Raw genomic sequence first — 24957 nt, 5'->3', positions numbered from 1 at the left:
CGTCGCGAGACGGCTACAGGGGACCAGAGCTGACTTGGTGACCCTGCAGTGGAGTTACAAGGATGAACATCGCCAGGTCGGGTCGAAGTGTCCGGACGATCTGCCGTAGCGGGAGCTGCGCTAGGGTGAACATGTCCGGGCGACCTCGGCGTTGCTGATCTGACAGTTGCAGATTAGGCCAATGGCCCTGAACGCTGCCTGAACTCGTCCTGAACGCTAGCTGAACGGCCGCGAAGTGGCCCAAGAGCGACAGACGGCAGCGGTTGCCAATCCGTCGCCCGGCGAAACTTCAGGGCAGCTTGCCCAGGCAACCGCCAAGGGTGTCGGCCACGTTCTGCAGGAGCTGGGTATAGCCTTCGGTACCGGCCGGGATGTGCGCGCCGAGGGGATCGAGCTCCACCAGGGTCACCGGCAGACCGCTGCTCAGGGTGGTGGCGATCTTTGGTTGCAGCGGCGGCTCGGTGAAGACGCAGGTCGGGCCGGCGGCCTTGAGCTCTTCACGCATGGCGGCCACGTGACGGGCGCCGGGCTGGACGTCGGCGCCCAGGGCGAAGACGCCGCGATGGCTCAGGCCATAGGCTTCCTCGAAATAGTCGAAGGCCTCGTGGAAGACGAAATAGGGCTTGCCGGCCAGCGGCGCCAGCTGGGTGCGCAAGCTCTGGTCCTTGGCGGCCAGGCCGTTCTCGAAGGCCTTGAGGTTGGCCGCGTAGCGTTGCGCATTGGCCGGATCGGCCTGGCTCAGGTCGGCGGCCAGCCGGGCGGCGATCACCCGGGCATTGGCCGGGCTCAGCCAGAGATGGGCATCCAGGCTGCCCGGACGATGGTCGTGGTCGTGGGCGTATTCCGGTTCGCCGCCCTGTTCATCACCGTGCGCATGCGCGTGCTCGTGCTCATCGCCGTGATCGTCGTCATGGGCGTCCGCATGCCCTGCGCCGAAGCGGCGCAGGTGCAGGCCGGGCAACTCCTGGACGGCCAGGCTGGGGCCCTGGCGCTCCTTGAGTACCGCCGGCAGAAAGGCCTCCAGATCCGGGCCGATCCAGTAGACCAGGTTGGCCTCGCGCACCTGGCGCAGGTCCGAGGGCCGCAGGGCGTAATGGTGCGGCGAGGCGCCCGGCGGCAACAACACAGCGGGCTGGCCGGCGCCGTCCTGGATGGCCGCGGCGATCAGTTGCAGGGGTTTGATGCTGGTCAGTACCTTCACCTCGGCCTGGGCGGGCAGCAGGGTGCAGGCGAGCAGCAGAGAGGCGACGAGGGGTAGGAGGCGCGGCACGTGAAAATCCCGATTCTTAAGAGAGGTGCAATATAATAACGTCCTGGCTCCCAAGGTACTGTTTCATGTCCGACGCCCCCCTGGCCTTTCGGCCCCACGATCATTCGCGCTGCGTCGCCCACGCGCTGGCCGAGGCCGACACCCTCTGCAGCCGCGCCGGCGTGCGCCTCACCGATCTGCGCAAGCGGGTGCTGGAGCTGGTCTGGCAAAGCCACAAGCCGCTCGGCGCCTACGACATCCTGGCCGTGCTCAGCGAGCAGGACGGCCGCCGCGCCGCGCCGCCCACCGTCTACCGGGCGCTGGATTTCCTGGTCGAGAACGGCCTGGTGCACCGCATCGCCTCGCTCAACGCCTTCGTCGGCTGCAACCATCCCGGCGAGGCCCACCAGGGCCAGTTCCTGATCTGCCGCAGCTGCCAGGTGAGCATCGAGCTGGAACAGCCGGCCGTGCACCAGGCCATCCTCGACGGCGCCAGCGCCGTGGGCTTCCAGGTGGAAGGCCAGACCGTGGAAGTGGTCGGTCAGTGCGCCGCCTGCCGGAAGCAGGCATGAGCGAGGCGCTGATCCGGCTGCAGGATGTCGGCGTGACCTTTGCCGGGCAGGCGGTGCTCGATCAGGTCAGCCTGACCCTGGATCCCGGTCGCATCGTCACCCTCATCGGCCCCAACGGCGCCGGCAAGACCACCCTGGTGCGCAGCGTGCTCGGCCTGCTCACGCCCGATCGTGGCAGCGTCTGGCGCCGCCCGCGGCTGCGCATCGGCTACATGCCGCAGAAGCTGCAGGTGGATGCCACCCTGCCGCTGTCGGTGCTGCGTTTCCTGCGCCTGGTGCCGGGCGTGAATCGTGCCAGTGCCCTGGCCGCCCTGGGTGAAGTGGGCGCCGAGGGCGTCATCGACAGTCCCCTGCAGAGCATTTCCGGCGGCGAGCTGCAGCGGGTGCTGCTGGCCCGCGCCCTGCTCCGCCAGCCGGAGTTGCTGGTGCTCGACGAACCCGTGCAGGGCGTCGACATCAACGGCCAGAGCGAGCTGTACCGGCTGATCGGCCAGTTGCGTGAACGCCATGGCTGCGGCGTGCTGATGGTCTCCCACGACCTGCATCTGGTGATGGGCGCCACCGACCAGGTGATCTGCCTGAATCGCCACATCTGCTGCTCCGGCCACCCCGAGCAGGTCAGCGGCGATCCGGCCTATCAGGCGCTGTTCGGCCAGAGCGCGCGCAACCTCGCCGTCTATCACCATCATCACGATCACGCCCACGACCTGCATGGCGGCGTGGTCAAGACCCCGCATGTCCATGGAGCCCACTGCAAGCATGGCTGATTTTCTGCTGTATGCCCTGCTCGCCGGTCTCGCCCTCGCCCTCGTCGCCGGTCCCCTCGGCTCCTTCGTGGTCTGGCGGCGCATGGCCTATTTCGGCGACACCCTGTCCCACGCCGCCCTGCTCGGGGTGGCCGTGGGCTTCCTGCTGGATGTCAGCCCGACCCTGACCGTCACCGTCGGCTGCCTGGCCCTGGCCGTGGTGCTGGTAGTGCTCCAGCGCCGTCGAGGCCTAGCCGCCGACACCCTGCTCGGCATCCTCGCCCACAGCACCCTGTCGCTGGGGCTGGTGGCGCTGTCGTTCATGCACGAGGTGCGCATCGATCTGATGAGCTACCTGTTTGGCGATCTGCTGGCGGTGGGTCCCGGCGATCTGCGCTGGATCCTTGGCGGCAGCGCCCTGGTGCTGGTAGCCCTGGCCTGCCTGTGGCGTCCGCTGCTGGCCATCACCGTGCACGAGGAACTGGCCCAGGTCGAAGGCCTGCCGGTGACCTGGATCCGCCTGGCGCTGATGCTGCTGGTGGCCATCGTCATCGCCGTGGCCATGAAGATCGTCGGGGTGCTGCTGATAACCTCGCTGCTGATCATTCCCGCCGCCACCGCCCAGCGCCACGCCCGCAGCCCGGAGCAGATGGCCTGTGGCGCCAGCCTGCTGGGCATGGCCGCGGTGTGCCTGGGTCTGACCCTGTCCTGGTACCAGGACACCCCGGCCGGCCCCTCGGTGGTGGTGGCCGCCGCCGGGATGTTTCTGCTGGGCTACCTGCTGCCCCGCCGCGCCTAGGCGGTCTAGCGCGGCGCCTGCCAGACCGCCTGGCTGACGTCTACCGCCCGGGGGATCAGTCCCTGGGCCTTGAAGATGTCGGCGGTCTGCTGCTGGGTGGCGATGATCGCCGGCGTCAGCGCCGTCGCGCCGTAACCGGTACGCGCCTGCCAAGTGGCGATCACCGCTTCCGGCAGTCCGATCTGCTCGGCCAGGATGCGCGTCACCTCCGGCTTGTGGGCATTGGCCCAGGCGCCGGCCCTGGCCAGTTCCGCCAGCAGCAGGCGGATGGCCTCAGGGTGGGCGTCGGCGAAACGGCGCGACCCCTCATAGAAGCTGTTGGCGTGCAGCAGCCCCTGGTAGTCGGCGAGCACGCGCACCGGCTGGCTCTGCTGGATGGCCGCCAAATAGGGATCCCAGACCACCCAGGCGTCCACCGACCCGTTGACGAAGGCGGCACGGGCGTCCGCTGGCGGCAGATAGACCGGCTGGATGTCCTTGAAGCTCAGCCCGGCCTTTTCCAGGGCGGCGACCAGCAGGAAGTTGGCGCTCGAGCCCTTCTGCACCGCCACCTTCCTGCCCTTGAGACCGGCGACGTCGCGGATCGGCGAGGCGGTCGGCACCAGGATGGCCTCCACCGCCTCGCTGGCCGGTTCGGCGCCCAGATAGACCAGATCGATCCCGGCCGCCTGGGCGAAGATCGGCGGCGGTGACCCGGTGTAGCCGACGTCGATGCTGCCGGCGTTGAGCGCCTCCAGCAGTTGCGGCCCAGCCTGGAATTCGCGCCAGCTCACCTGATAGCCCCGAGCGCCCAGGGCCTGCTCCAGCGTACCCTGGGCCTTGAGCACGGCCAGCAGACCGCCGCCCTTCTGATAGCCGATGCGCAGGGCCTGGTCGGCGGCCTGCGCCGGCGCGAGCACAGAGAGTGTCAGCAGCAGGAGGGCGCCCTGCGCCAGCCATCGTCTGAGAGAGGAGCGAAACATGGTGACCTTCCTTATATTCCATTTGGAAAGGTCAGCCTGGCCTATCTAGACCGGAATGTTTAATACGTTTCTCTGCTAAGGCTATGCCCGGGCCAGGCAACGTTAGCCGGCCAAGGTCCGATTGACGCTGACACCAGGATCGCGCCACCCTGCGCCAGCGGCGGCCACCGGGGCCGTCGACCCTATCGGAGCCTGCCATGCCTTTTCTGATCGAGACCTTCGACAAGCCGGACAGCCTGGCCCTGCGCCAGCAGCATCGCCCGGCCCACCTGGATTTCCTGCGCGAGAACGCCGCTGCCCTGTTGGCCTGTGGCGCCAAGCTCAGTGACGATGGCGAGACCGCCACCGGCAGCGTCTATATCGTCGATGTGGAAACCCGCGCCGAGGCCGAAGCCTTCATCGCCCGCGATCCCTTCACCAGCGCCGGCCTGCCGGGCGAAGTCCGCATCACCCGGTGGCGCAAGGCGATTCTGGACGGCAAGGCGTTCGTCTGAGCCTGCCTGCGGCGGCCTGACCGGCCGCCTCCGCCTTACCGCAAATTGGCTTAAGAAAGCCTTAAGCCTGGCACAATGCCACCTTAATCAGCGCTGATCGCTGCCGTTGCAAGTTCACACTTCTAGGAATCGCTTCACAGAAAAGTGATGCAGCGCAAGAAAAGCCGGAGTTTTCCCGCCCTCACCGCAAGGAAGCTAACGAACTAGCCTAAGCTCAGCGGGCTCAGATGATCTGATGCGCCGACATCCTTTCCCGCTCCTGTGGAAACGCTGTCTCGCTTAGCTAGTACAGAGGACTCAGCATGACCAAGACCACGCCTGAAAAGGATCTGCGCATCGAGACGATTCGCGGACTGGCGCTGTTTCTGATGGTAGCGGGCCATGTCATCGGCAGTTCGTCGACCCTGGGCATGAAGGTGCCCGACGAATCGGTGCTGCGCTATCTCTACGATTCGCTCGTCTATGTCCGGATGCCGCTGTTCACCGCCATTTCCGGCTACGTCTATGCGCTGCGCCCGGTAAACACCGGCAGCGACCTGTCGCGCTTCTACCAAGGCAAGTTCAAACGTATCGGCATTCCCCTGCTGGTGGTGTCCACCCTGTTCTTCGCCTTGCAGATGGCGGTACCCAACACCAACTACAAGCCGCAGCTGACCGACATCTTCAGCATTTACTTCTTCAGCTACGCGCACTTCTGGTTCCTGCAATCGATCTTCTGCATCTTCGTGGTGATCGCCTTGCTGGAAAAGGCCGGTCTGCTGCTGACCCTGCGCAATTTCGGCCTGGTGTTCGCCGTGGCCCTGGCGGCGTCCTTCGCCTGGGAGAGCTTCCCGGACCTGTTCAGCCTCTACAAGGCGGTGCAGCTGTTCCCCTTCTTCCTCCTGGGCCTGGGTCTATACCGCTTCGGCGCGCAACTCATCACCCGGCGCAACGTGATCACCATGGCCGTGGCCCTGACGATCCTGGTGGCCATCGACCAAGCCTATCTGTTCGAACTGGTCGATCTCGACGAGACCGACATGGCCATCATCGGCACCGCTCTGGGCCTGGCCGCCATCAGCCTGCTGATCGCTCGCCGGTTCTACTTCAAGCCGCTGGCCTGGCTGGGCTACTTCTCCTTCGAGATCTACCTATTCCATGTGTTCGGCACCGCCGGTGCGCGCATCGTGCTGAACAAGCTGCAGGTGCACGACGTCTGGGTGGTCTTTACCGTCAGCATGGTCATGGGCCTGTTCCTGCCGGTGGCGCTCAAGCTGGTACTGGAACGCATCAGTCCGCTGCACTTCCTCAGCGTGGCCTTCTTCGGCGCCAAGACGCGAGTCAATCGCACCACGCCGCCGCTGCAGAAGAAAGCCACCGCCTAGACCGAGCGGCCATAAAAAAACCCACGCCTTGGCGTGGGTTTTTCATTATCTGGCGGATCACTCGACGCTGAGCACGACACGCCCCCGGGTAGGGCACTGCTCCATGCATCGGTGGGCCTCGACGAACTGCTCGAAGGGAAAGACCTGCTTGATCTGCGCCTTGAGCAGGCGATCGCGAGTCAGTTGGTCGATGTGCTGCAGGGCCTCGCGCACTGCAGCGCAATCGGCTTCCAGGCCCATTTCCGGCTGGCCGGTGAAGTCCTGGACGCAGTGGATGTAGAGCTTGAATTTCTTCTTGAAGGCCGCGCAGGCCGGCAGCGGGGTCTGGTTGCCACCGTTGAGGCCGTAGAGCAGCAGCCGGCCGCGGGGCGCCATGGCCTCGCCGAGCAGCGCCAGTTGCGGACCGCCCAGGGCATCCAGGGCCACATGCACACCGACGCCGTCGGTGATGCTGGCGATGCGGCTGACCAGATCCTCTTCCTCGGCGGCGATGACCCTCTCCGCGCCCAGTTCCCGCAGGTAGTCACGGTCGCCGGCGTCGTGGGTACTGGCGATGACCCGCGCACCCAGGGCCTTGGCCAGCTGGATAGAAGCCGGGCCGCAGCAGCGACTGGCATCGGTGATCAGCACCCATTCGCCCGGTTGCAGCCGGGCCTGGTGCATCAGCGCGGTATAGACGGTGAGCAGCGGGTTGTAGTGCACCGCGGCTTCCACCGGGGCGAGCACGTCCGGGTAGCGCACCAGGGAGGTGGCCGGATAGACCAGGTCGTCGCCATAGGCCGGATAGCGATTGATGTCGTGCCCCAGGAAGCTGGCCACGCGATCGCCCACCGCCAGGTCGGCCACGCCTTCGCCCAGGGCGGTGACCACCCCGGCCAGCTCGCAGCCGAGACCGGCCGGCGGCACGGCCTGCTCGGGGGCCAGATTCTGCCGCCAGAGCACGTCATACCAGCTCACGCCGATGGCTGCTACCCGTACCAGCACCTCGCCTGGACCCGCCACGGGCGTGGGCCGGTCGATGCAGGCGAGCACCTCCGGCGGGCCGAATTCGGTGAACTGGATCAGGCGGGACATGGCATTACCTCGCGTTGATGCCAACCCCGGGACGTTTGCCGAGGCGGACTGCTATGACTAGGACTCTAACCAGCCTTCCCTTAGGATTCTATGCATCCCCATCGATAATGGACATCGGGGGTATCGATCCACTCCCTGCCGGGGCCTGAATGAACCGTACCGATCTGCGTCGCGTCGACCTCAACCTGCTCATCGTGTTCGAGACCCTGATGCTCGAGCGCAGCGTCACCCGTGCCGCGGAAAAGCTGTTTCTCGGCCAGCCGGCGATCAGCGCGGCCCTGGCGCGGCTGCGCACCCTGTTCGACGATCCGCTGTTCGTCCGCACCGGGCGCAGCATGGAACCCACGCCGCGGGCCCAGGAAATCGCCGCCCTGCTGTCGCCGGCGTTGGACCAGATCTCCAGCGCGGTGAGTCGCACCCAGAGTTTCGAGCCGGCCAGCGCCGACCGGGTATTTCGCGTCGGCCTCTCCGACGACGTCGAATTCGCCCTGCTGCCGCCGCTGCTCAGGCGCATCCGCATCGAGGCGCCCGGCACCACCCTGGTGGTGCGCCGGATGAATTACCTGACCGCCGCCGGCATGCTGGCCTCCGGTGAGATCACCGTGGCGGTGGGCTATACCGAGGAATTGCCGGCCAATGCCAAGCGCCGGCCGGTGCGCCGCTTCGGCTTCAAGGTGCTGCGCGCCGACAGCAAGCCCGGGCGCCTGACCCTGGATGAATACTGCGCGCGGCCCCATGCCCTGGTGTCCTATGCCGGCGATCTCACCGGCTATATCGACGAATTGCTCGACAAGCTTGGCCGCCAGCGCCGGGTGGTGCTGGCGGTGCCCCAGTTCAACGGCCTGGGGTCACTGCTGGCGGAAACCGATCTGCTGGTGATGGTGCCGGACTACACCGCGCGCCTGCTGGCCAGCACCGGTGGCCTGAGGTACGAAGACCCGCCAGAAGAGCTGCGCGACGGCAGCCATGAATTGCCCATGGCCTGGAGCGGCGCCCAGGACCACGACCCAGGCGAGCGCTGGCTGAGGTCGCGCATCCAGATGTTCATTGGCGATCCGGACAGTCTTTAGCGCTCGCCAGTGTCGTGCCCCTGATCGCCGCGATGTGTCCGACGATCAGGGATAACGGCGCCCTCGGCACCGTCCGCACCCTTGGCGCCGGGAACGCCGCCAGACCCGGCGGCACCGCCCTGGCCACCGCTACCGCCCTTGCCCGGCAGTGCGCCACTACCGCCTGCGCCACCCGCGCCGCCGGCTCCGCCGTTGCCGGCCAGGAACAGGTATTCAGAATGAGAGGGCGCAGGCGTCGACAAGACCGGCTGGGCGGCCGTTGCCGCGCTGGCCAATAGCACGGCAACCAATACCAGGGCGTGGCGGGATAGCGACATGGTCATCCTCCTGCGGCGGATCTCGGCCGAAGCCTGGAGAGCGCCGCGGCGCGCATGGGCAAGGACAGGGTCTGAAGCCCTGCCACTCTAGTCTAGGACGAACGCCGAGCTGAAGCGCTCTAGATCGCAGCTTTACGACAGGTTCTATCACCGCCAGCGATACCTACAGCAAAACCATCATCGCCATCGATAAATAAGTTCGAGCCCTTCGATTCGTCGCTGCCCGCGCGCGGCGGCAGACTCGCCTCCCTGACCTCTTTCCACCTCGGGCGGACTCGAACATGGATCTCTTCGCGAAAACCCTCGGCCCCCTGGCCCTGACCTCTACGCTGTTCCTTGCCGCCTGCGGCGATTCCCATCCCCAGGCCAGCGCCGCGCCGCCCGCGCCCAAGGTGAGCGCCGCCGAGGTACTGCGCCAGCCGGTAGTGGAATGGGACGAGGTGACCGGTCGCCTGGAAGCGCCCGAGTCCGTGGTGGTGCGTCCCCGCGTCTCCGGCTACGTCGACCGCGTGCTGTTCCACGAGGGCGCCCGGGTCAAGCGCGGCGACTTGCTGCTGCAGATCGATCCGCGTCCCTTCCAGGCCGAGGTCAAGCGCCTCGAAGCCGAGTTGCAACAGGCCCGTGCCAACGCCAGTCGCACGGCCGACGAAGCCGCCCGCGGCGAACGCCTGCGCAGCAGCAACGCCATTTCCGCGGAAATCGTCGAGGCCCGCCGCAGCGCTGCCCAGGAAGCCAAGGCAAGCGTCGCCGCCGCCCAGGCGCAACTGGACGCCGCGCGCCTAAATCTAGGCTTCACCGAGGTCCGCGCCGCCATCGACGGGCGCGTCGGCCGCGCCGAGGTGACCGCCGGCAACCTGGTCAACGCCGGAGACACCCGCCTCACCACCCTGGTCTCCACCGACAAGGTCTATGCCTATTTCGACGCCGACGAGCGCGTCTTCCTCAAGCAGCAGGCCCTCGCCCGCCAGGGTCAGCGCGGCGCGGCCAGCCCGGTCTATATGGCGCTGTCCAACGAGGACGACTTCTCCCATGAAGGCCACATGGACTTCATGGACAACCAGCTCGATCCGCGCACCGGCACCATTCATGGTCGCGCCGTGTTCGACAATGCCGACGGTCGCTTCACCCCGGGGCTCTACGCCCGGCTGCGGCTGGTGGGCAGCGGTACCTACGACGGCACCCTGATCCAGGACGCCGCCGTGGGCACCGACCTGGGCAAGAAATTCGTACTGGTGGTGGATGGCCAGAGCAAGGCGGCCTATCGCAATGTCGACCTGGGCCCACGCCTGGAAGGCCTGCGCATTGTGCGCCGCGGCCTGGAAGCCGGCGATCGCATCGTGGTCAACGGCCTGCAGCGGGTGCGCCCGGGCATGACCGTCGACGCCCAGTCGGTGCCCATGGCCGATGCCACCACCCTGGCTGCCCTCAAGCGCCAGCGCGACGCGGTATTGGCCAGCCTGCCGGCGCCCACCCAGCCGCTCAAGGTGGGTAGTCGCTAACCGACGCCGTACCCCGCATCCCAGATCCGATCGACAACGCGACCTTAAAGGTCGCTCCTGCCTCCACTTTGAGGCGGGAGCGACCTCGTGTGGCTGCGTTCTGTACGCCTCCTTGCCAGGACATTTCCGATGAACTTCTCCCAGTTCTTCATCCGCCGGCCGATCTTCGCCGCCGTGCTCTCGCTGATCATCCTGATCGGCGGGGCCATCTCTCTGTTCCAGCTGCCGATCAGCGAATACCCCGAGGTGGTCCCGCCCACCGTGGTGGTGCGTGCCACCTTCCCCGGCGCCAACCCCAAGGTGATCGGCGAGACCGTCGCCGCGCCCCTGGAGCAGGCCATGAACGGCGTGGAGCACATGCTCTACCTGTCGTCCCAGTCGACCGCCGACGGCAAGCTGACCCTGACCATCACCTTCGCCCTGGGCACCAACCTGGATACCGCCCAGGTGCAGGTGCAGAACCGCGTCACCCGCACCCTGCCCAAGCTGCCGGAAGAGGTGCAGCGCCTCGGCGTGACCGCCGACAAGGCCTCGCCGGACCTGGCGATGGTGGTGCACCTGACCTCGCCGGATCAGCGCTACGACATGCTCTATCTGTCCAACTACGCCCTGATCAACGTCAAGGACGAACTGGCGCGACTGGACGGCGTGGGCGATGTCCAGCTGTTCGGCATGGGCGACTATTCCCTGCGCGTCTGGCTCGATCCGGACAAGGTGGCCTCGCGCGGCCTGACCGCCAGCGACGTGGTCACCGCCATCCGCGAGCAGAATCGTCAGGTCGCCGCCGGTGCCCTCGGCGCACCGCCGGCCCCCGGCAGCACCAGCTTCCAGCTGGCCATCAACACCCAGGGTCGCCTGGTGGATGAGGAAGAATTCGCCAACATCATCGTGCGCGCCGGCAGCGACGGCCAGATCACCCGGCTGCGCGACATCGCCCGCATCGAACTGGGCTCCAACCAGTACGCCCTGAGATCCCTGCTGAACAACCAGCCGGCGGTGGCCATCCCGATCTTCCAGCGCCCCGGCAGCAATGCCATCGACCTGTCCAACCAGGTGCGCGCCAAGATGGCCGAGCTCAAGCAGAGCTTCCCCCAGGGCATGGATTACGAGATCGTCTACGACCCGACCATCTTCGTGCGCGGCTCCATCGAGGCCGTGGTGCACACCCTGTTCGAAGCCATCATCCTGGTGGTGCTGGTGGTGATCCTGTTCCTGCAGACCTGGCGCGCCTCCATCATTCCGCTGGCGGCGGTGCCGGTGTCGCTGATCGGCACCTTTGCGGTGATGCACGCCTTCGGCTTCTCGCTCAATGCGCTGTCGCTGTTCGGCCTGGTGCTGGCCATCGGCATCGTGGTGGACGACGCCATCGTGGTGGTGGAAAACGTCGAGCGGAACATCGGTCTCGGCCTCGATCCGGTGGCCGCCACCCGACGCGCCATGGGCGAGGTCACCGGTCCGATCATCGCCACCGCCCTGGTGCTCTGCGCGGTGTTCGTGCCGACCGCCTTCATCTCCGGTCTCACCGGGCAGTTCTATCGCCAGTTCGCCCTGACCATCGCCATCTCCACGGTGATCTCGGCCTTCAACTCCCTGACCCTGTCGCCGGCCCTGGCCGCGGTGCTGCTCAAGGGCCACAACGCGCCCAAGGACCGCTTCTCACGGCTGCTCGACCGGCTGTTCGGCGGCTGGCTGTTCGCCCCCTTCAACCGCTTCTTCGACAAGGCCAGCCACGGCTACGTCGGCGCCGTGCGCCGGGTGCTGCGCGGCGGCTCCATCGTGCTGGTGCTCTATGTGGTGCTGCTGGGCCTGACCGGCCTGGGTTTGGTGAAGACGCCGACCGGCTTCGTGCCGCCCCAGGACAAGCAGTACCTAGTGGCCTTCGCTCAGTTGCCCGACGCCGCCACCCTGGATCGCAGCGAAGAGGTCATCCGCCGCATGTCGGCCATCGCCCTCAAGCACCCGGGCGTGGAGAGCACCGTGGCCTTCCCCGGCCTGTCCATCAACGGCTTCACCAACAGCCCCAACAGCGGCATCGTCTTCGTGACCCTGAAGCCCTTCGAGGAGCGCCGTGATCCCTCGCTGTCGGCCGGCGCCATCGCCGCACAGCTGAACGGGGAGTTCGCCGCCATCCAGGAATCCATCATCGCCATCTTCCCGCCGCCACCGGTGCAGGGACTGGGCAGCATCGGCGGCTTCCGCCTGCAGGTGGAGGACCGTGGCAACCTGGGTTACGAAGAGCTCTACGCCCAGACCCAGAGCGTGCTGGCCAAGGCGCGGCAGTTGCCGCAACTGGCACCGGAGTCGCTGTTCACCAGCTACCAGGTCAACGTGCCGCAGATTGATGCCCACATCGATCGCGAGAAGGCCAAGACCCACGGGGTGCCCATCGACGCCATCTTCGACACCCTGCAGGCCTACCTGGGCTCGGTCTACGCCAACGACTTCAACCGCTTCGGCCGTACCTTCCAGGTCAACGTCCAGGCCGACCAGCGCTTCCGCCTGGAGCCCGAGCAGATCGGCCAGCTCAAGGTGCGCAACGATCGCGGCGAGATGGTGCCCCTGTCCACTTTCGTCAAGATCAGCGACACCGCCGGCCCCGACCGGGTGATGCACTACAACGGCTTCCTCACCGCCGAGATCAACGGCGCGCCGGCCCCGGGCTACAGCTCCGGCCAGGCCCAGGCGGCCATCGAGGGGCTGCTCAAGCAGGAGCTGCCCAACGGCATGACCTTCGAATGGACCGAGCTGACCTACCAGCAGATCCTCTCCGGCAATACCGCCCTGCTGGTGTTCCCGCTCTGCGTGCTGCTGGCCTTCCTGGTGCTGGCCGCCCAGTACGAGAGCTGGAGCCTGCCGCTGGCGGTGATCCTGATCGTGCCCATGACCCTGCTCTCGGCCATCACCGGGGTGATCCTGGCCGGCAGCGACAACAACATCTTCACCCAGATCGGTCTGATCGTGCTGGTGGGCCTGGCGTGCAAGAACGCCATCCTCATCGTCGAGTTCGCCAAGGACCAGCAGGCCACCGGCAAGGACCGCGTCGCCGCGGTGCTGGAGGCCTGCCGTCTGCGCCTGAGGCCCATCCTGATGACGAGCTTCGCCTTCATCATGGGCGTGGTGCCCCTGGTGACCTCGACCGGTGCCGGCGCCGAGATGCGCCACGCCATGGGCGTCGCGGTGTTTTCCGGGATGCTCGGGGTGACCTTCTTCGGCCTGCTGCTCACGCCGCTGTTCTTTGTGCTGGTACGCGCCTTCGTGGAGCGTCGCCAGGCCCGCTCCGCCGTTGCCCAGGAGGCCCAGGCATGAAGGCTTTCGCTCCCCTGCTGCTGGCGCTGGCGGTCTCCGCCTGCGCCGTCGGTCCGCACTACCAGGCGCCGAAACAGGCACCCGCCCAGCTCAAGGCCAGCCAGCAGCCCGCGGTCTACGACCAGGGCCGCTTCGAGACGCTCTGGTGGCGCCAGTTCGAGGATCCGACCCTCAACGCCCTGGTCGCCAGCAGCCTTGATGGCAACCGCGAATTGCGCGCCGCCTTCGCCCGCCTGCGCGCCGCCCGCGCGCTGCGCGACGACGACGCCAACGACCTCTATCCCACGGTTACCAGCCGCGCCAGCAGCCAGCTCGGCAAGGCCCAGCAGCCTGGCTTCACCGAACAGCGGGTCAACAGCGACCGCTATGACCTAGGTCTGGACATGGCCTGGGAGCTGGACCTGTTCGGTCGCGTGCGCCATACCCTGGAAGCCAGCGATGCCCGCGCCGAAGCCGCGGCCTCCGACCTCGCCGGCCTGCAGGTCAGCCTGATCGCCGAACTGGTGGACGCCTATGGCGACCTGCGCGGCGCCCAGCTGCGCGAACGCATTGCCCGCGACAACCTCGGCAACCAGCGCGAAGCGCGCCGCCTGACCGTGACCCTGAGGGACGAAGGAATGGGCAGCGACCTGGACGTGCAGCGCAGCGAAGCGCGACTGGCTGCCACCGAAGCCAGCCTGCCGGAATTCCAGGCCCAGGCCACCCGCGCGCGCAATCGCATCGCCACCCTGCTCGGCCAGCGCCCGGATGCCCTCAGCGTGGATCTCGCACCCAAGGCCCTGCCGGCCATCGCCAAGCGTCTGCCCATCGGCGATCCCGGCGAATTGCTACGGCGCCGTCCGGACGTGGCCGCCGCCGAGCGCCGGCTGGCCGCCGCCACCGCCGACGTGGGGGTGGCCACCGCCGATCTGTTTCCGCGGGTCAGTCTCTCGGGCTTTCTCGGCTTCACCGCCGGACGCGGCTCGCAGATCGGCAGCAGTGCCGCCCGTGCCTGGGGCCTTGGCCCGAGCATCAGCTGGGCGGCCTTCGACCTGGGCAGCGTCCGCGCCCGCTTGCGCGGCGCCCGCGCCGGCTCCGAGGAGGCCCTGGCCAACTACGAGCAGCAGGTGCTGACCGCCCTGGAAGAGAGTGCCAATGCCTTCAGCGACTATGGCCGTCGCCAGGAGCGCCTGCAGGCGCTGATCCGCCAGTCGGTGGCCAGCCGCGCCGCCGCCGAGCAGGCCGAGATCCGCTACCGCGAAGGCGGCACCGACTTCCTGGTGCTGCTCGACGCCCAGCGCGAACGCCTGGCCGCCGAGGACCAGCAGGCCCAGGGCGAGATCGAGCTCTATCGCGGCATCGTCGCCCTCTACAAGGCCCTGGGTGGCGGCTGGGACGTGCAACCCGCGCGTCTCGCCCAGGGCAACGCTTCCCCCGCGTCGGCGCTCTGACGCCGGCGCTTACCCCCGACACGCGTGTTCTCTTGCTCCTTTGGCGTGTCGGGTTTTTTCTTCCCGCTGGCGGGTGCCGTGCCCAGGGCACGGCACCCGCTGCCTCCCTTCCCCGCCGGCCTGAGCAAAAGCCCGTACCAGAGGTCTCAGAGAGGCTTGGAACGCCGCTGCCCGGCGTCCGTATCCCGAACTGGACGCGCCGCGGCTGTTTCCTAATATTTTGTAAGGGAGACAGGCCTAGGAATCTGTGGTCTCTCTCTTATTATCACCGTAGGTTATTAAACCGCCGGTTCTTGTACGAAACTCAGAGATTGATCCACGCGCGCCCTGCCGTCCTGGCAGGTCCCTCGGCGCGGGGATCGAATGCCACTCGAGGCCTCTAGGGAGCCCCATCTACCAACCGCCGTGAGGCGGCTCAGCTAAAGGATGCAGGCATGGTATTGGCGCTGATCATCGCGTTGCCCTTCCTGGGAACACTGCTGTCGCTGGCGACCGATCGCTTCGGCCGGCGCGCCTGCGCCCTGGGCACCGCCGTGGCCCCCGCCCTGGCCCTGGCCCTGCTGGCCACGCAACTGCCCACGGTCCTGGACGGCGCCGTGCTGCTGCACCGGGTCGACTGGCTGCCGGCGCTGGGGCTGAATCTCAGCCTGCGCCTGGACGGCCTGGGGCTGATGTTCGCGCTGATGATCCTGGTCATCGGCCTGCTGGTGATCCTCTATGCCACCTATTACCTGAGCAAGGATGAAAAGGTCGGGCGCTTCTTCGCCTACCTGCTGCTGTTCATGGGTGCCATGCTGGGCGTGGTGCTGGCGGAAAACCTGCTGCTGCTGATGGTGTTCTGGGAGCTGACCAGCCTGTCGTCCTTCCTGCTGATCGGCTTCTGGAGCCACAGCAAGGAAGCCCGCCAGGGCGCGCGCATGGCCCTGACCGTCACCGGCGGCGGCGGCCTGGCCCTGCTCGCCGGCATCCTCCTGCTCGGCCATATCGTCGGCAGTTTCGAGCTGACCGACGTCCTCGCCGCCGGTCCGCTGATCACCGGCCACGCCCTCTACCCGCTGGCACTGATCCTGGTGCTGCTCGGCGTCTTCACCAAGTCCGCGCAATTCCCCTTCCACTTCTGGCTGCCCCAGGCCATGGCCGCGCCGACGCCGGTGTCGGCCTATCTGCACTCGGCGACCATGGTCAAGGCCGGGGTCTTCCTACTGGCGCGGCTCTATCCGGCCCTGGCCGATTCCGAGTGGTGGTTCTACATCGTCACCCTCACCGGCCTCACCACCCTGGTGGTGGGCGCCATCCTGGCCTTGTTCCAGCACGACCTCAAAGGCCTGCTGGCCTACTCCACCATCAGCCACCTGGGACTGATCACCCTGCTGTTCGGCCTCGATACCCAGCTGTCCACCGTGGCGGCGGTGTTCCACATCCTCAACCACGCCACCTTCAAGGCCTCGCTGTTCATGGCCGCCGGCATCATCGACCACGAGACCGGCAGCCGCGACATGCGCCGCCTGGCCGGACTCTGGCGCTACATGCCGCACACCGCGGTGCTGGCCATGGTCGCCGCCGCCGCCATGGGCGGGGTGCCGCTGCTCAACGGCTTCCTGAGCAAAGAGATGTTCTTCAACGAGACCCTCAACCACGGCCTGTTCGGCAGCTTCAGCTGGATCGTGCCGGCGGTGGCGGTGCTCTACGGGGTCTTCTCGGTGGCCTATTCGCTGCGCTTCATTCACGACGTCTTCTTCAACGGCGAACCGCGCGACCTGCCCCACTATCCGCCGCACGAACCGCCGCGCTACATGAAGATCCCGGTGGAGATATTGGTGCTGCTCTGCCTGCTGGTGGGCGTGGTGCCGGGCTACACCGTGGCGCCGCTGCTGGCCGCCGGGGCCAGCGCCGCCCTCGGTGGCAGCCTGCCCGACTACAGCCTGGCCATCTGGCACGGCTTCAACACCGCCCTGGTGATGAGCATCCTGGCCATGGTCGGCGGCGTGTTGGTCTATGCCTTCCGCCAGCCGCTGTTCCGCTGGCAGGAAGGCCTGCCCGACGTCGATGCCCGGCTGGTCTTCGAGCAGGGCCTGAATCGCCTGATCGGCTTTGCCCAGCGACTCACCGGGCGCCTGGAAAGCGGCTCGCTGCAGGGCTATATCGCCCTGATGCTGACAGCCACCCTGGTGCTGCTGGTGGCGGCGCTGTCCGGCCTGGACAGCCTCCACGGCCCGGTCGCCCTGTCACCCTTCGATCCGCTCACCGCCCTGGGCCTGGGCATCCTGATGCTGACCGCGGTGCTGACGGTGTTCTTCCACCGCAATCGCCTCAAGGCGCTGATGACCCTGAGCACCGTGGGTCTGATCGTCTCCCTGCTGTTCGCCCGCTATTCGGCGCCGGACCTGGCGCTGACCCAGCTGTCGGTGGAGGTGGTGACGATTATCCTGCTGGTCCTGGCGCTGTTCTTCATGCCCGATCGCACCCCCATCGAATCCAGCAGCCTGCGCGGCCTGCGCGACGTCCTGCTGGCTGGTGGCCTGGGGCTGCTGGTGGCGCTGCTGGCCTATGCCGTACTCACCCGGCCCTATACCGGCATCGGCGACTTCTTCCTGGCCAACTCGGTGTCCGGTGGCGGTGGCTACAACGTGGTCAACGTCATCCTGGTGGACTTCCGCGGCTTCGATACCCTCGGCGAGATCACCGTGCTGGCCATCGCCGCGGCGGGCGTCTACGGCCTGCTCAAGCACCTGCACCTGCCGCATCCGCTGGTCGATCCCAAGGGCACGCCCTGGTCGCGCGACAGCCATCCGATGATCCTCAACAACGTGGCCCGGGTGCTGCTGCCGCTGGCGCTGCTGGTGTCGGCCTTCATCTTCGTGCGCGGCCACAACCTGCCCGGTGGCGGCTTCATCGCCGGGCTGATCACTGCCATCGCCCTGATCCTGCAGTACGTGGCTCATGGCGTGACCTGGACCCAGCGGCGCCTGCCGATCAGCTACCACGCCCTCTGCGGCCTCGGGGTACTGATCGCCGCCCTTACCGGGCTGGGCTCGCTGGCGTTCGACCGGCCCTTCCTGACCACCGCCTTCGACTACTTCGCCATTCCCCTGGTTGGCAAGACCGAACTGGCCACCGCGCTGATCTTTGATCTCGGGGTCTACCTCGCCGTCGTCGGCGCCACCCTCCTGATCCTCTCCAACCTGGGCCACGTCAGCCGGGACGAGAAGGACACGGACGGCTCCAGCCAGGAGGTGCTCTAGCATGGAAATCCTGTTCTGCACGGCCCTCGGGGTGCTCACCGCAAGCGGCGTCTACCTGCTGCTGCGGGCCCGCCTCTATCCGGTGGTGCTCGGCCTCACCCTGCTCTCCTACGCGGTCAATCTCTTCCTGTTCGCCATGGGCCGCCTGCGCACCGGCGTGCCGGCGGTGATCGGCCAGGCCGCCGAGCAGGCCGATCCGGTGCCCCAGGCGCTGGTGCTCACCGCCATCGTCATCGGCTTCGCCATGACCGCCTTCGTGGTCGCCCTGTCGCTGCGTGCCCTGGGCGAATTGCGCACCGACCACGTGGATGGCGAGGAGCCGCGCCGATGAAGCACCTGATCATCCTGCCGATCCTCGTGCCGCTGTTCATGGGCGCCCTCCTGCTCATGCGCCCGCGGCTGTCCGCCCGCACCGCGCGCAGGCTGTCGCTGCTCGCCACCGCGGCCCTGCTGCCACTGGCGCTGCTGCTCCTGCAGCGGGCCAGCGGTGGCCAGCTGGAGGTCTATGCGCTCGGCGACTGGCCGGCGCCCTTTGGCATCGTCCTGCTGCTGGATCGCCTGGCGGCGCTGATGCTGGCTACCGTGGCGGTACTGGCCGCTGGCGCGGCGCTCTACGCCTGCCGCGGCGACGACCAGCGCGGCCCGGATTTCCACGCGCTGTTCCAGTTCCAGTTGCTGGGCATCAACGGCGCCTTCCTCACCGGCGACCTGTTCAACCTCTTCGTCTTCTTCGAGATCCTGCTGATCGCCTCCTATGCCCTGCTGGTGCATGGCGCCGGCCCCGCGCGGGTGCGCGCCGGCCTGCACTACGTGGTGCTCAACCTGGTGGGCTCGGCGCTGTTCCTGATCGGCATCGGCCTGCTCTACGGCCTGCTCGGCACCCTGAACATGGCCGACCTGGGCCTGAGAGTCGCCAATGCCGATCCCGAGCAGGCGCCGCTGCTGGCGGCGGCGGGCTTCCTGCTGCTGGTGGTGTTCGGCCTCAAGGGCGCGCTGCTGCCGCTGTATTTCTGGCTGCCCAGCGCCTATTCGGCGGCCAGTGCGCCGGTCGCCGCCCTGTTCGCCATCATGACCAAGGTCGGGCTCTACGCCATCGTCCGCGTCTTCCTGCTGGTGTTCGGCGCCGCCGCCGGCCCCCTCACCCACTACGTGCTGCCCTGGCTCTGGCCACTGGCGGCGGTCACCCTAGCCGCCGGGGTGTTCGGCGCCCTGGCCGCCCATCACCTCAAGGCCCTGCTCGGCTACCTGGTGGTCATCTCGGTGGGAATGCTGCTGACCGGCGTGGCCCTGGGCAGCGTCGCCGGGCTCGCCGCCAGCCTCTTCTACCTAGTGCACAGCACCTGGATCGCCGGCGCCCTGTTCCTGCTGGCGGATCTCATCGCCCAGCAGCGTGGCCCCCAGGGCGACATCCTCAATAGCGGTCCACCGCTGGCGCATCCACGGCTGCTCGGCGGACTGTTCTTCCTCGGTGCGGTATCCGTCGCCGGCCTGCCGCCCTTCCCCGGCTTTCTCGGCAAGGTGATGCTGCTGCAGGCCACCGGCACCGCCTGGCCGGCGCTGATCATCTGGCCGGTGGTGCTGCTCGGCGGGCTGGGCATGATCATCGCCCTGTCCCGCGCCGGGACCACGCTGTTCTGGCGCGGCAAGGGCGCGGCCCTGAACATTCGCCTCGATCCCGTCCAGCTCGCTGCCATCCTCGGCCTGCTGCTGGGCAGCCCGCTGCTGATGGCGCTGGCGGCGCCGCTGCATGGCTATGCCCTGGAGACCGCCCGGCAACTGCTGGACGTCGCACCCTACTTCGACATCGTCCGGGGGGTTGGCCCATGAAGCGCTGGCGCCTGTTGCCACACCCGCTGCTCACCGTCCTGCTGACCCTGACCTGGCTGCTGCTCAACAACAGCCTGAGCCTCGGCCAGCTGCTGCTGGGCCTGCTGCTCGGCTGGGGCATCCCGCTGCTCTGCCAGGACTTCCTGCTGCACGCCCCCCGCTTGCGCCGCCCTCTGCTCCTGCTGCGCTACATGTTGATGGTGCTGTACGACATCATCGTCGCCAACCTGCACGTCGCGCGGCTGGTGCTGGGCCGGACCGAGGCGCTCATGCCCGCGTTCATCGAGGTCCCTATCGATATCGAGGACGAATTCCTGCTCACCCTGCTCGCCTGCGTGGTGTCCCTCACCCCCGGCACCGTCTCGTCCGGCCTCAGCGGCGATCGCAAGACCCTCCTGCTGCACGGTCTTGATGTCGCCGACAAGGACGAGGTGATCCGCCAGGTCAAGACGCGCTATGAAGCCCCGCTCAAGGAGATCTTCGAATGCTCACCTACGTGACCCTGCTGTGCCTGGGGATGATGGGCGTGGCCGCCGTGCTCAACGTCTATCGCCTGGTGAAGGGACCGGACATTCCGGATCGGGTGCTGGCGCTGGATACGCTCTACATCAACGTCCTGGCGATCATCATCCTGTTCGGCATCTGGCTGGCCACCGACGTCTTCTTCGAAGCCTCGCTGCTCATCGCCGTGACCGGCTTCGTCGGCACCGTAGCGCTGGGCAAGCACATGCTGCACGGCGAAATCATCGATTAACGGAGCGCTGCCCCATGCCCTTCTGGCTCGAACTGCTCATCTGCGCCCTGCTGCTCATCGGCAGCAGCTTCGCCCTCATCGGCGCCATCGGCCTGTACCGGCTGCCGGACTTCTTCATGCGTCTGCACGGACCGACCAAGGCCACCACCCTGGGCGTGGGCAGCACCATCGTCGCCTCGATGCTGTTCTTCAGCGTCCAGGGCGAGGGCCTCAGCCTGCACGAATTGCTGATCGCCCTGTTCATCTTCATCACCGCGCCGGTCAGCGCCCATATGCTGGCACGCGCCGCCATCCAGCAGAGGGTCAGGCAGGTGGAACGCACCGACGGCCAGCCCTGGCGCTAGGGTTGGCTGCGTAGCGCTCGCCGCGCCGGAGCGGGCGAGCCGCACGCGGTCCTAGCGACCGCCGCTGACCTTGCTGAAGTCCTGGCGGCCGAAGGGATTGGGCTGGTAGCCCTCGACGCCATTTTTGGCCAGCACCGTCACCGTCGGGTGCGCCAGCGGCAGCCACAGCGCCTGGTCGTGGATGATGCGCTGCGCCTGGTGATACACCGTGGCCCGCGCCATCTGGTCGGACAGGGTCTTGCCCTTGCTGATGGCGCCATCCAGGGTCTTGTCGCAATAGCGGGCGAAGTTCAGGCCCGACTGCACCGAGGCGCAGGAGAATTGCGGCGTCAGGTAGTTGTCCGGATCACCGTTGTCGCCGGCCCAGCCCATGAACAGCAGGTCGTGCTCGCCGGTCTTGGCGCGGCGGATCAGCTCGCCCCACTCGATCACCTGGATCTGCGCATCGACACCGATCTTCTTCAGGTCGGCCTGCAGCATCTGCGCGCCCAGTTGCGGATTGGGATTGAGCAGGCTGCCGCTGGGACGCGTCCAGATGGTGGTCTTGAAGCCGTCCTTGAGGCCCGCCTGGGCCAGCAGCGTCCTGGCCTTGGCCGGGTCGTAGGGATAGGCCGGCACGTCCTTGGCATAGCCCCAAGTGGTGGGCGGATAGACGTTATCGGCGGCCACCGCGGTGTCCTGGAACACCGCCTTCAGATAGCTCTGCTTGTCGAACGCCAGGTTGATGGCCTGGCGCACCTTGATGTTGTCCAGCGGCGGATGGCTGGTGTTGATGCCGACGAAGGCGGTCATGAAGGCCGGGGTCTGCAGCACCTGCAGGCTCTTGTCCTCATGGGCGCTCTGCAGATCCTGGGGCTTGGGCGACAGGGCGATCTGGCACTCGCCGCGCTTGAGTCGCTGCAGGCGCACCGCCGAATCCGGGGTAATCGCATAGATCAGCCCGTCCAGCTTGGGCTTGCCGGCGAAGTAGTCAGGATTGGCGGCGTAGCGCACCACGGCATCCTTCTGGTAGCGCTTGAAGACGAAGGGGCCGGTGCCTATGGGTTCGTCGTTGAGCTGGGCGGTCTTGCCGGCCTTGAGCAACTGCTCGGCGTACTCGGCGGAGTAGATGGAGGCGAAGCCCATGCTCAGCGTCGGCAGGAAGGTGGCGTCCGGGCTGTTGAGTACGATGCGCACGCCGAGGTCGCTGGTTTTCTCCACGCTCTTGATCAGCTTGGGCCACTGCATCGACTGGGCGTGGGGATAGCCGCTCTTGGCCACCGCGTGCCAGGGGTGATCCTTGTCCAGCATGCGCTGGAAGCTGAACACCACGTCGTCGGCGGTCAGGGTACGGCTGGGGGTGAAGTAGTCGGTCTGGTGAAACTTCACGTCCGGGCGCAGGGCGAAGTCATAGGTCAGGCCGTCGTTCGACACCGTCCAGCTCTGCGCCAGGCTCGGCACCAGCTTGGCTTCGCTGGCGTCGTATTCCACCAGGCGATTCATCAGCACGTCGGCCGAGGCATTGGTGGTGGTCAGAGAGTTGTACTGCACCACGTCGAATCCATCCGGACTGGCTTCGGTGCAGACGCTGAGCGTGGCGGCCTGCGCCAGCAGGGGCGCGAAGAGCAGAGGCAAGGCGGCGAAACGCATAGAACGATTCCTTGTGGATCCGAAGTGGGCCGACGGGGCGCTGCGGGCGGTCGTCTGACGGACGTGGATTGAAAATGGCAGTCGCTCTAAACTAGACCACCCGTCCGTCCGTCACAATGCTTCCGACCGACGAACGGTTGGCATTCCGGCCGGGCTCGCACAGCGCCCGGTGCGCGGGCATTTCATCCGTCGCCCTACCTTGTTATGCCAGAGTACTTCTGGTATAAAACAGCGCTCTTTTTTCGGGGTATGGCCGCTTCAGGTCCCCGGCATTTGCCGGCTCTCCCCGTCAAAACAGGAATCAATACAGTTACAAGCGGCCAACCCATGCCGGGTTTGGCATGAGGTTTATGAGGGCTGAGCCATGTCGAGAGTTTGCCAAGTAACCGGTAAGGGTCCGATTACTGGGAACAACGTTTCCCACGCTAACAACAAAACCCGTCGTCGTTTCCTGCCGAATCTGCAGCACCACCGTTTCTGGGTAGAATCCGAGAAGCGCTTCGTGCGTCTGCGCGTTTCTGCCAAGGGCATGCGTATCATCGACAAGCGCGGTATCGAAACCGTACTGTCCGAGCTGCGTAGCCGCGGCGAAAAATTCTAAGGGGATTCGTCATGCGTGAATTGATCCGTTTGATTTCCAGTGCCGGCACCGGCCACTTCTACACCACTGACAAGAACAAGCGCACCAAGCCCGAAAAGATCGAAATCAAGAAATTCGATCCGGTCGTGCGCAAGCATGTCATGTACAAGGAAGGCAAGATCAAGTAATTGATCGCCCCTTGAACAAGAAACCCGCCTCGGCGGGTTTTTTGTTGTCTTGCGTCCGGCCCGGCGGCGGCTGCCGCCAAGGCCTGGTCAGCGGTTCACTTGAACTGACCGGTCAACTCGCGCAGGGCGGCTTCGGCGCCGAGGATCTTCTGCATGCATTCCCGCGCCTTGGTCGGATCGATGCTTAGGCGCGCATAGAGCTCGTCGGGAATCGGCTGGGCCGGGCCGTTGCCGATGCCCTCGGCGCGCAGCAGCTGCACGGCGAGAAAGATCAGGTTGGGATAGACCGCCTGTTCGCCCTGGTAGCCCGGATCGCCCTGGAAGCGCAGCGCCGTCACCACCTCTTCGGGCATCTCCCAGCAGCGCATCAGGGCCGCGCCGATCTGCTCGCGGGTGATGCCCAGCAGGTGGTGCTCGATCACCTGGTGATCGAGCTGGCGGTTGGCCTCCAGATGGCGGCAAATCAGCGAGAAGTGCGGCGGAAAGACGTGGGCCAGCACCAGATAGCCGAAGTTGTGCAGCAGACCGCCGAGATAGGCCAGGCCCATCTCCGGTCGCTCCGCGCGCGGCATGGAGCGCGCCAGGCCTTCGATCAGGGCGGCGGTGTAGATGGCCTGCTTCCAGTAGGGCGTCTCCTGCTGGGCCTGGTCGCTGGGCAGGCTCAGGGTCTTGCCCAAGGCCAGGCCGAGGGCCAGGTTGATCACCAGGTCGAAGCCCAGCACCCGCACGATGGCGTCTTCCACCGAGCGGATCTTGCCGGGCGCGGCATAGTAGGGCGAGGCCGCCCAGCTGATCACCTGGGCCGCCAGGGCCGGATCGGTCTCCACCACGTTGGCCAGGTCGTCCACCGTGGCGTCGGGGTCGACCCGCAGCTTGATGACCTTTTCCGCGGTCTTGGAGAGGGGCGGAATCTCCAGGGTTTCTTCCAGGCGCTGGCGGATGCGCCGCGCGGTGAAGGCGGTGGCGGCATGAAGGATTTCCGCCTCGTCGCGCTCCGGTTGCCGCAGATTGGGCTGGATACCAGCCGCCGGGATGCCGAAGCTGCCTGCGGTAGCCTGATTCAGCAGGCGCCTATAGTCAGACGTTTCGACTTCCAGCAGCAGCGAGCGCTCACCGGATTCCAGCAGCAGCCGGGGCGCCTCCAACAGGCGCTCGTCATACAGACAGGGGGAATTGGTCAGCGACGGCAACCCCGGCAGGACATCCAGTTCGTAGCGCTCGAGGGTACGCATCAGCCGCTCCGGCGCCACCACCGTCAGCTGTCGCCCGGTGAACTCCACCAGCCGGCGCAGATCCAGCAGATGATCCTCGGGCAGCAGCACCAGCAGCATGCCGACGCTGTCGCTCAGGAGCACCGTATGCACCCGATTCGCCTGCGGCTGGCGCGTCGTCGCCGGGGTCGGCCGATAGGCCAGGTTCAACTGGGCGAGCAACTGCTGGATCGAAGGGGGAACCTCAGGGAGGGGCGAAGCGAGCGCTACATCGGTCATGGCATTTTCTTCCTCACGTAC

23 protein-coding genes are annotated in these 24957 nt (G+C 66.8%); 17 read left to right on the top strand and 6 right to left on the bottom strand.

The genetic code is table 11. The annotated features are described in order from the left end of the window. Positions 1–289: 289 nt before the first annotated feature. Positions 290–1270: a zinc ABC transporter substrate-binding protein ZnuA gene (gene znuA / locus FHR73_RS15725; RefSeq protein WP_183632492.1), complete on the bottom strand. Its 981-nt coding sequence runs from the start codon at positions 1268–1270 to the stop codon at positions 290–292. Positions 1271–1335: 65 nt separating this feature from the next. Here znuA and FHR73_RS15720 point away from each other — a divergent pair, with 65 nt between their 5' ends. The 3 genes from FHR73_RS15720 to znuB are packed head-to-tail and all read left to right on the top strand — an operon-like array spanning position 1336 to position 3366. Then, positions 1336–1821 carry a Fur family transcriptional regulator gene (locus tag FHR73_RS15720; RefSeq protein WP_133860004.1) on the top strand — a complete coding sequence of 162 codons (486 nt, stop codon included), beginning with the start codon at positions 1336–1338 and terminating at the stop codon, positions 1819–1821. Continuing rightward, positions 1818–2588, top strand: coding sequence for a zinc ABC transporter ATP-binding protein ZnuC (znuC, locus tag FHR73_RS15715; protein ID WP_183632490.1), 771 nt, complete (start codon positions 1818–1820; stop codon positions 2586–2588). The genes FHR73_RS15720 and znuC overlap by 4 nt, the downstream gene beginning before the upstream one ends. Continuing rightward, the gene (znuB, locus tag FHR73_RS15710; protein WP_017642327.1) at positions 2581–3366 is read left to right on the top strand and encodes a zinc ABC transporter permease subunit ZnuB; all 786 of its coding nucleotides are present in this window, start codon (positions 2581–2583) and stop codon (positions 3364–3366) included. Before znuC ends, znuB begins: the two co-directional genes overlap by 8 nt. A gap of 5 nt (positions 3367–3371) precedes the next feature. Here znuB and FHR73_RS15705 read toward each other — a convergent pair whose 3' ends face one another. Beyond that, positions 3372–4328, bottom strand: coding sequence for an aliphatic sulfonate ABC transporter substrate-binding protein (locus FHR73_RS15705; protein ID WP_183632488.1), 957 nt, complete (start codon positions 4326–4328; stop codon positions 3372–3374). A gap of 197 nt (positions 4329–4525) precedes the next feature. Here FHR73_RS15705 and FHR73_RS15700 point away from each other — a divergent pair, with 197 nt between their 5' ends. Both FHR73_RS15700 and FHR73_RS15695 read left to right on the top strand, forming a co-directional pair. Next, complete coding sequence (locus FHR73_RS15700; protein ID WP_027600646.1) at positions 4526–4822, top strand: YciI family protein; 297 nt, start codon at positions 4526–4528, stop codon at positions 4820–4822. A 302-nt stretch (positions 4823–5124) separates the two neighbouring features. Then, positions 5125–6186 carry an acyltransferase family protein gene (locus tag FHR73_RS15695; RefSeq protein ID WP_183632486.1) on the top strand — a complete coding sequence of 354 codons (1062 nt, stop codon included), beginning with the start codon at positions 5125–5127 and terminating at the stop codon, positions 6184–6186. Between the two features lie 57 nt (positions 6187–6243). On the opposite strand, the gene FHR73_RS15690 is transcribed toward FHR73_RS15695, so the two are convergent. Beyond that, positions 6244–7260 (bottom strand): zinc-dependent alcohol dehydrogenase family protein, encoded by a 1017-nt coding sequence (locus tag FHR73_RS15690; protein WP_183632484.1) that lies wholly within the window; start codon positions 7258–7260, stop codon positions 6244–6246. A 149-nt stretch (positions 7261–7409) separates the two neighbouring features. Here FHR73_RS15690 and FHR73_RS15685 point away from each other — a divergent pair, with 149 nt between their 5' ends. Continuing rightward, the gene (locus tag FHR73_RS15685) at positions 7410–8330 is read left to right on the top strand and encodes a LysR family transcriptional regulator (RefSeq protein ID WP_027597405.1); all 921 of its coding nucleotides are present in this window, start codon (positions 7410–7412) and stop codon (positions 8328–8330) included. Here the strand turns inward: FHR73_RS15685 and FHR73_RS15680 are convergent. Then, on the bottom strand, positions 8327–8647 hold the full coding sequence (locus FHR73_RS15680; RefSeq protein ID WP_183632482.1) for a hypothetical protein: 321 nt from the start codon (positions 8645–8647) through the stop codon (positions 8327–8329). The genes FHR73_RS15685 and FHR73_RS15680 overlap by 4 nt on opposite strands. 281 nt (positions 8648–8928) lie before the next feature. Here FHR73_RS15680 and FHR73_RS15675 point away from each other — a divergent pair, with 281 nt between their 5' ends. The 9 genes from FHR73_RS15675 (at position 8929) to FHR73_RS15635 (ending at position 21049) form a co-directional block, all read left to right on the top strand. Further along, a complete protein-coding gene (locus FHR73_RS15675; protein ID WP_183632480.1) occupies positions 8929–10146 on the top strand; it encodes an efflux RND transporter periplasmic adaptor subunit in 1218 nt (405 codons plus the stop codon). Positions 10147–10275: 129 nt separating this feature from the next. Then, positions 10276–13452: an efflux RND transporter permease subunit gene (locus FHR73_RS15670; protein ID WP_183632478.1), complete on the top strand. Its 3177-nt coding sequence runs from the start codon at positions 10276–10278 to the stop codon at positions 13450–13452. Further along, on the top strand, positions 13449–14882 hold the full coding sequence (locus tag FHR73_RS15665; RefSeq protein WP_183632476.1) for an efflux transporter outer membrane subunit: 1434 nt from the start codon (positions 13449–13451) through the stop codon (positions 14880–14882). The genes FHR73_RS15670 and FHR73_RS15665 overlap by 4 nt, the downstream gene beginning before the upstream one ends. 434 nt (positions 14883–15316) lie before the next feature. Continuing rightward, complete coding sequence (locus tag FHR73_RS15660) at positions 15317–18124, top strand: monovalent cation/H+ antiporter subunit A (RefSeq protein WP_183632474.1); 2808 nt, start codon at positions 15317–15319, stop codon at positions 18122–18124. Position 18125: 1 nt separating this feature from the next. Further along, a complete protein-coding gene (locus tag FHR73_RS15655; RefSeq protein ID WP_027597400.1) occupies positions 18126–18455 on the top strand; it encodes a Na+/H+ antiporter subunit C in 330 nt (109 codons plus the stop codon). Next, a complete protein-coding gene (locus FHR73_RS15650; RefSeq protein WP_183632472.1) occupies positions 18452–19951 on the top strand; it encodes a monovalent cation/H+ antiporter subunit D in 1500 nt (499 codons plus the stop codon). Before FHR73_RS15655 ends, FHR73_RS15650 begins: the two co-directional genes overlap by 4 nt. Continuing rightward, positions 19948–20451 (top strand): Na+/H+ antiporter subunit E, encoded by a 504-nt coding sequence (locus FHR73_RS15645; protein WP_183632469.1) that lies wholly within the window; start codon positions 19948–19950, stop codon positions 20449–20451. Before FHR73_RS15650 ends, FHR73_RS15645 begins: the two co-directional genes overlap by 4 nt. After that, positions 20436–20705: a K+/H+ antiporter subunit F gene (locus FHR73_RS15640; protein WP_183632467.1), complete on the top strand. Its 270-nt coding sequence runs from the start codon at positions 20436–20438 to the stop codon at positions 20703–20705. The genes FHR73_RS15645 and FHR73_RS15640 overlap by 16 nt, the downstream gene beginning before the upstream one ends. 14 nt (positions 20706–20719) lie before the next feature. Next, positions 20720–21049, top strand: a complete 330-nt coding sequence (locus FHR73_RS15635; protein WP_183632465.1) for a Na+/H+ antiporter subunit G — start codon at positions 20720–20722, stop codon at positions 21047–21049. Positions 21050–21100: 51 nt separating this feature from the next. Here the strand turns inward: FHR73_RS15635 and FHR73_RS15630 are convergent, their stop codons facing one another. Next, complete coding sequence (locus tag FHR73_RS15630; RefSeq protein WP_183632463.1) at positions 21101–22678, bottom strand: ABC transporter substrate-binding protein; 1578 nt, start codon at positions 22676–22678, stop codon at positions 21101–21103. A gap of 364 nt (positions 22679–23042) precedes the next feature. Between FHR73_RS15630 and rpmB the strand changes: the two genes are divergently transcribed. Both rpmB and rpmG read left to right on the top strand, forming a co-directional pair. Beyond that, positions 23043–23279 carry a 50S ribosomal protein L28 gene (gene rpmB / locus FHR73_RS15625; RefSeq protein ID WP_007159903.1) on the top strand — a complete coding sequence of 79 codons (237 nt, stop codon included), beginning with the start codon at positions 23043–23045 and terminating at the stop codon, positions 23277–23279. An 11-nt stretch (positions 23280–23290) separates the two neighbouring features. Continuing rightward, positions 23291–23446: a 50S ribosomal protein L33 gene (gene rpmG / locus FHR73_RS15620; RefSeq protein WP_007159904.1), complete on the top strand. Its 156-nt coding sequence runs from the start codon at positions 23291–23293 to the stop codon at positions 23444–23446. Between the two features lie 95 nt (positions 23447–23541). Here the strand turns inward: rpmG and FHR73_RS15615 are convergent, their stop codons facing one another. Further along, complete coding sequence (locus FHR73_RS15615; RefSeq protein ID WP_183632462.1) at positions 23542–24936, bottom strand: aminoacyl-tRNA deacylase and HDOD domain-containing protein; 1395 nt, start codon at positions 24934–24936, stop codon at positions 23542–23544. Positions 24937–24957 lie beyond the last annotated feature (21 nt).

The organism is Pseudomonas sp. AS2.8 (genome assembly GCF_014190935.1).
Taxonomy (GTDB): Bacteria; Pseudomonadota; Gammaproteobacteria; order Pseudomonadales; family Pseudomonadaceae; genus Chryseomonas.
The sequence above is the reverse complement of the archived record's forward strand: the minus strand, read 5'-3'. Positions and strand labels throughout refer to the sequence as shown.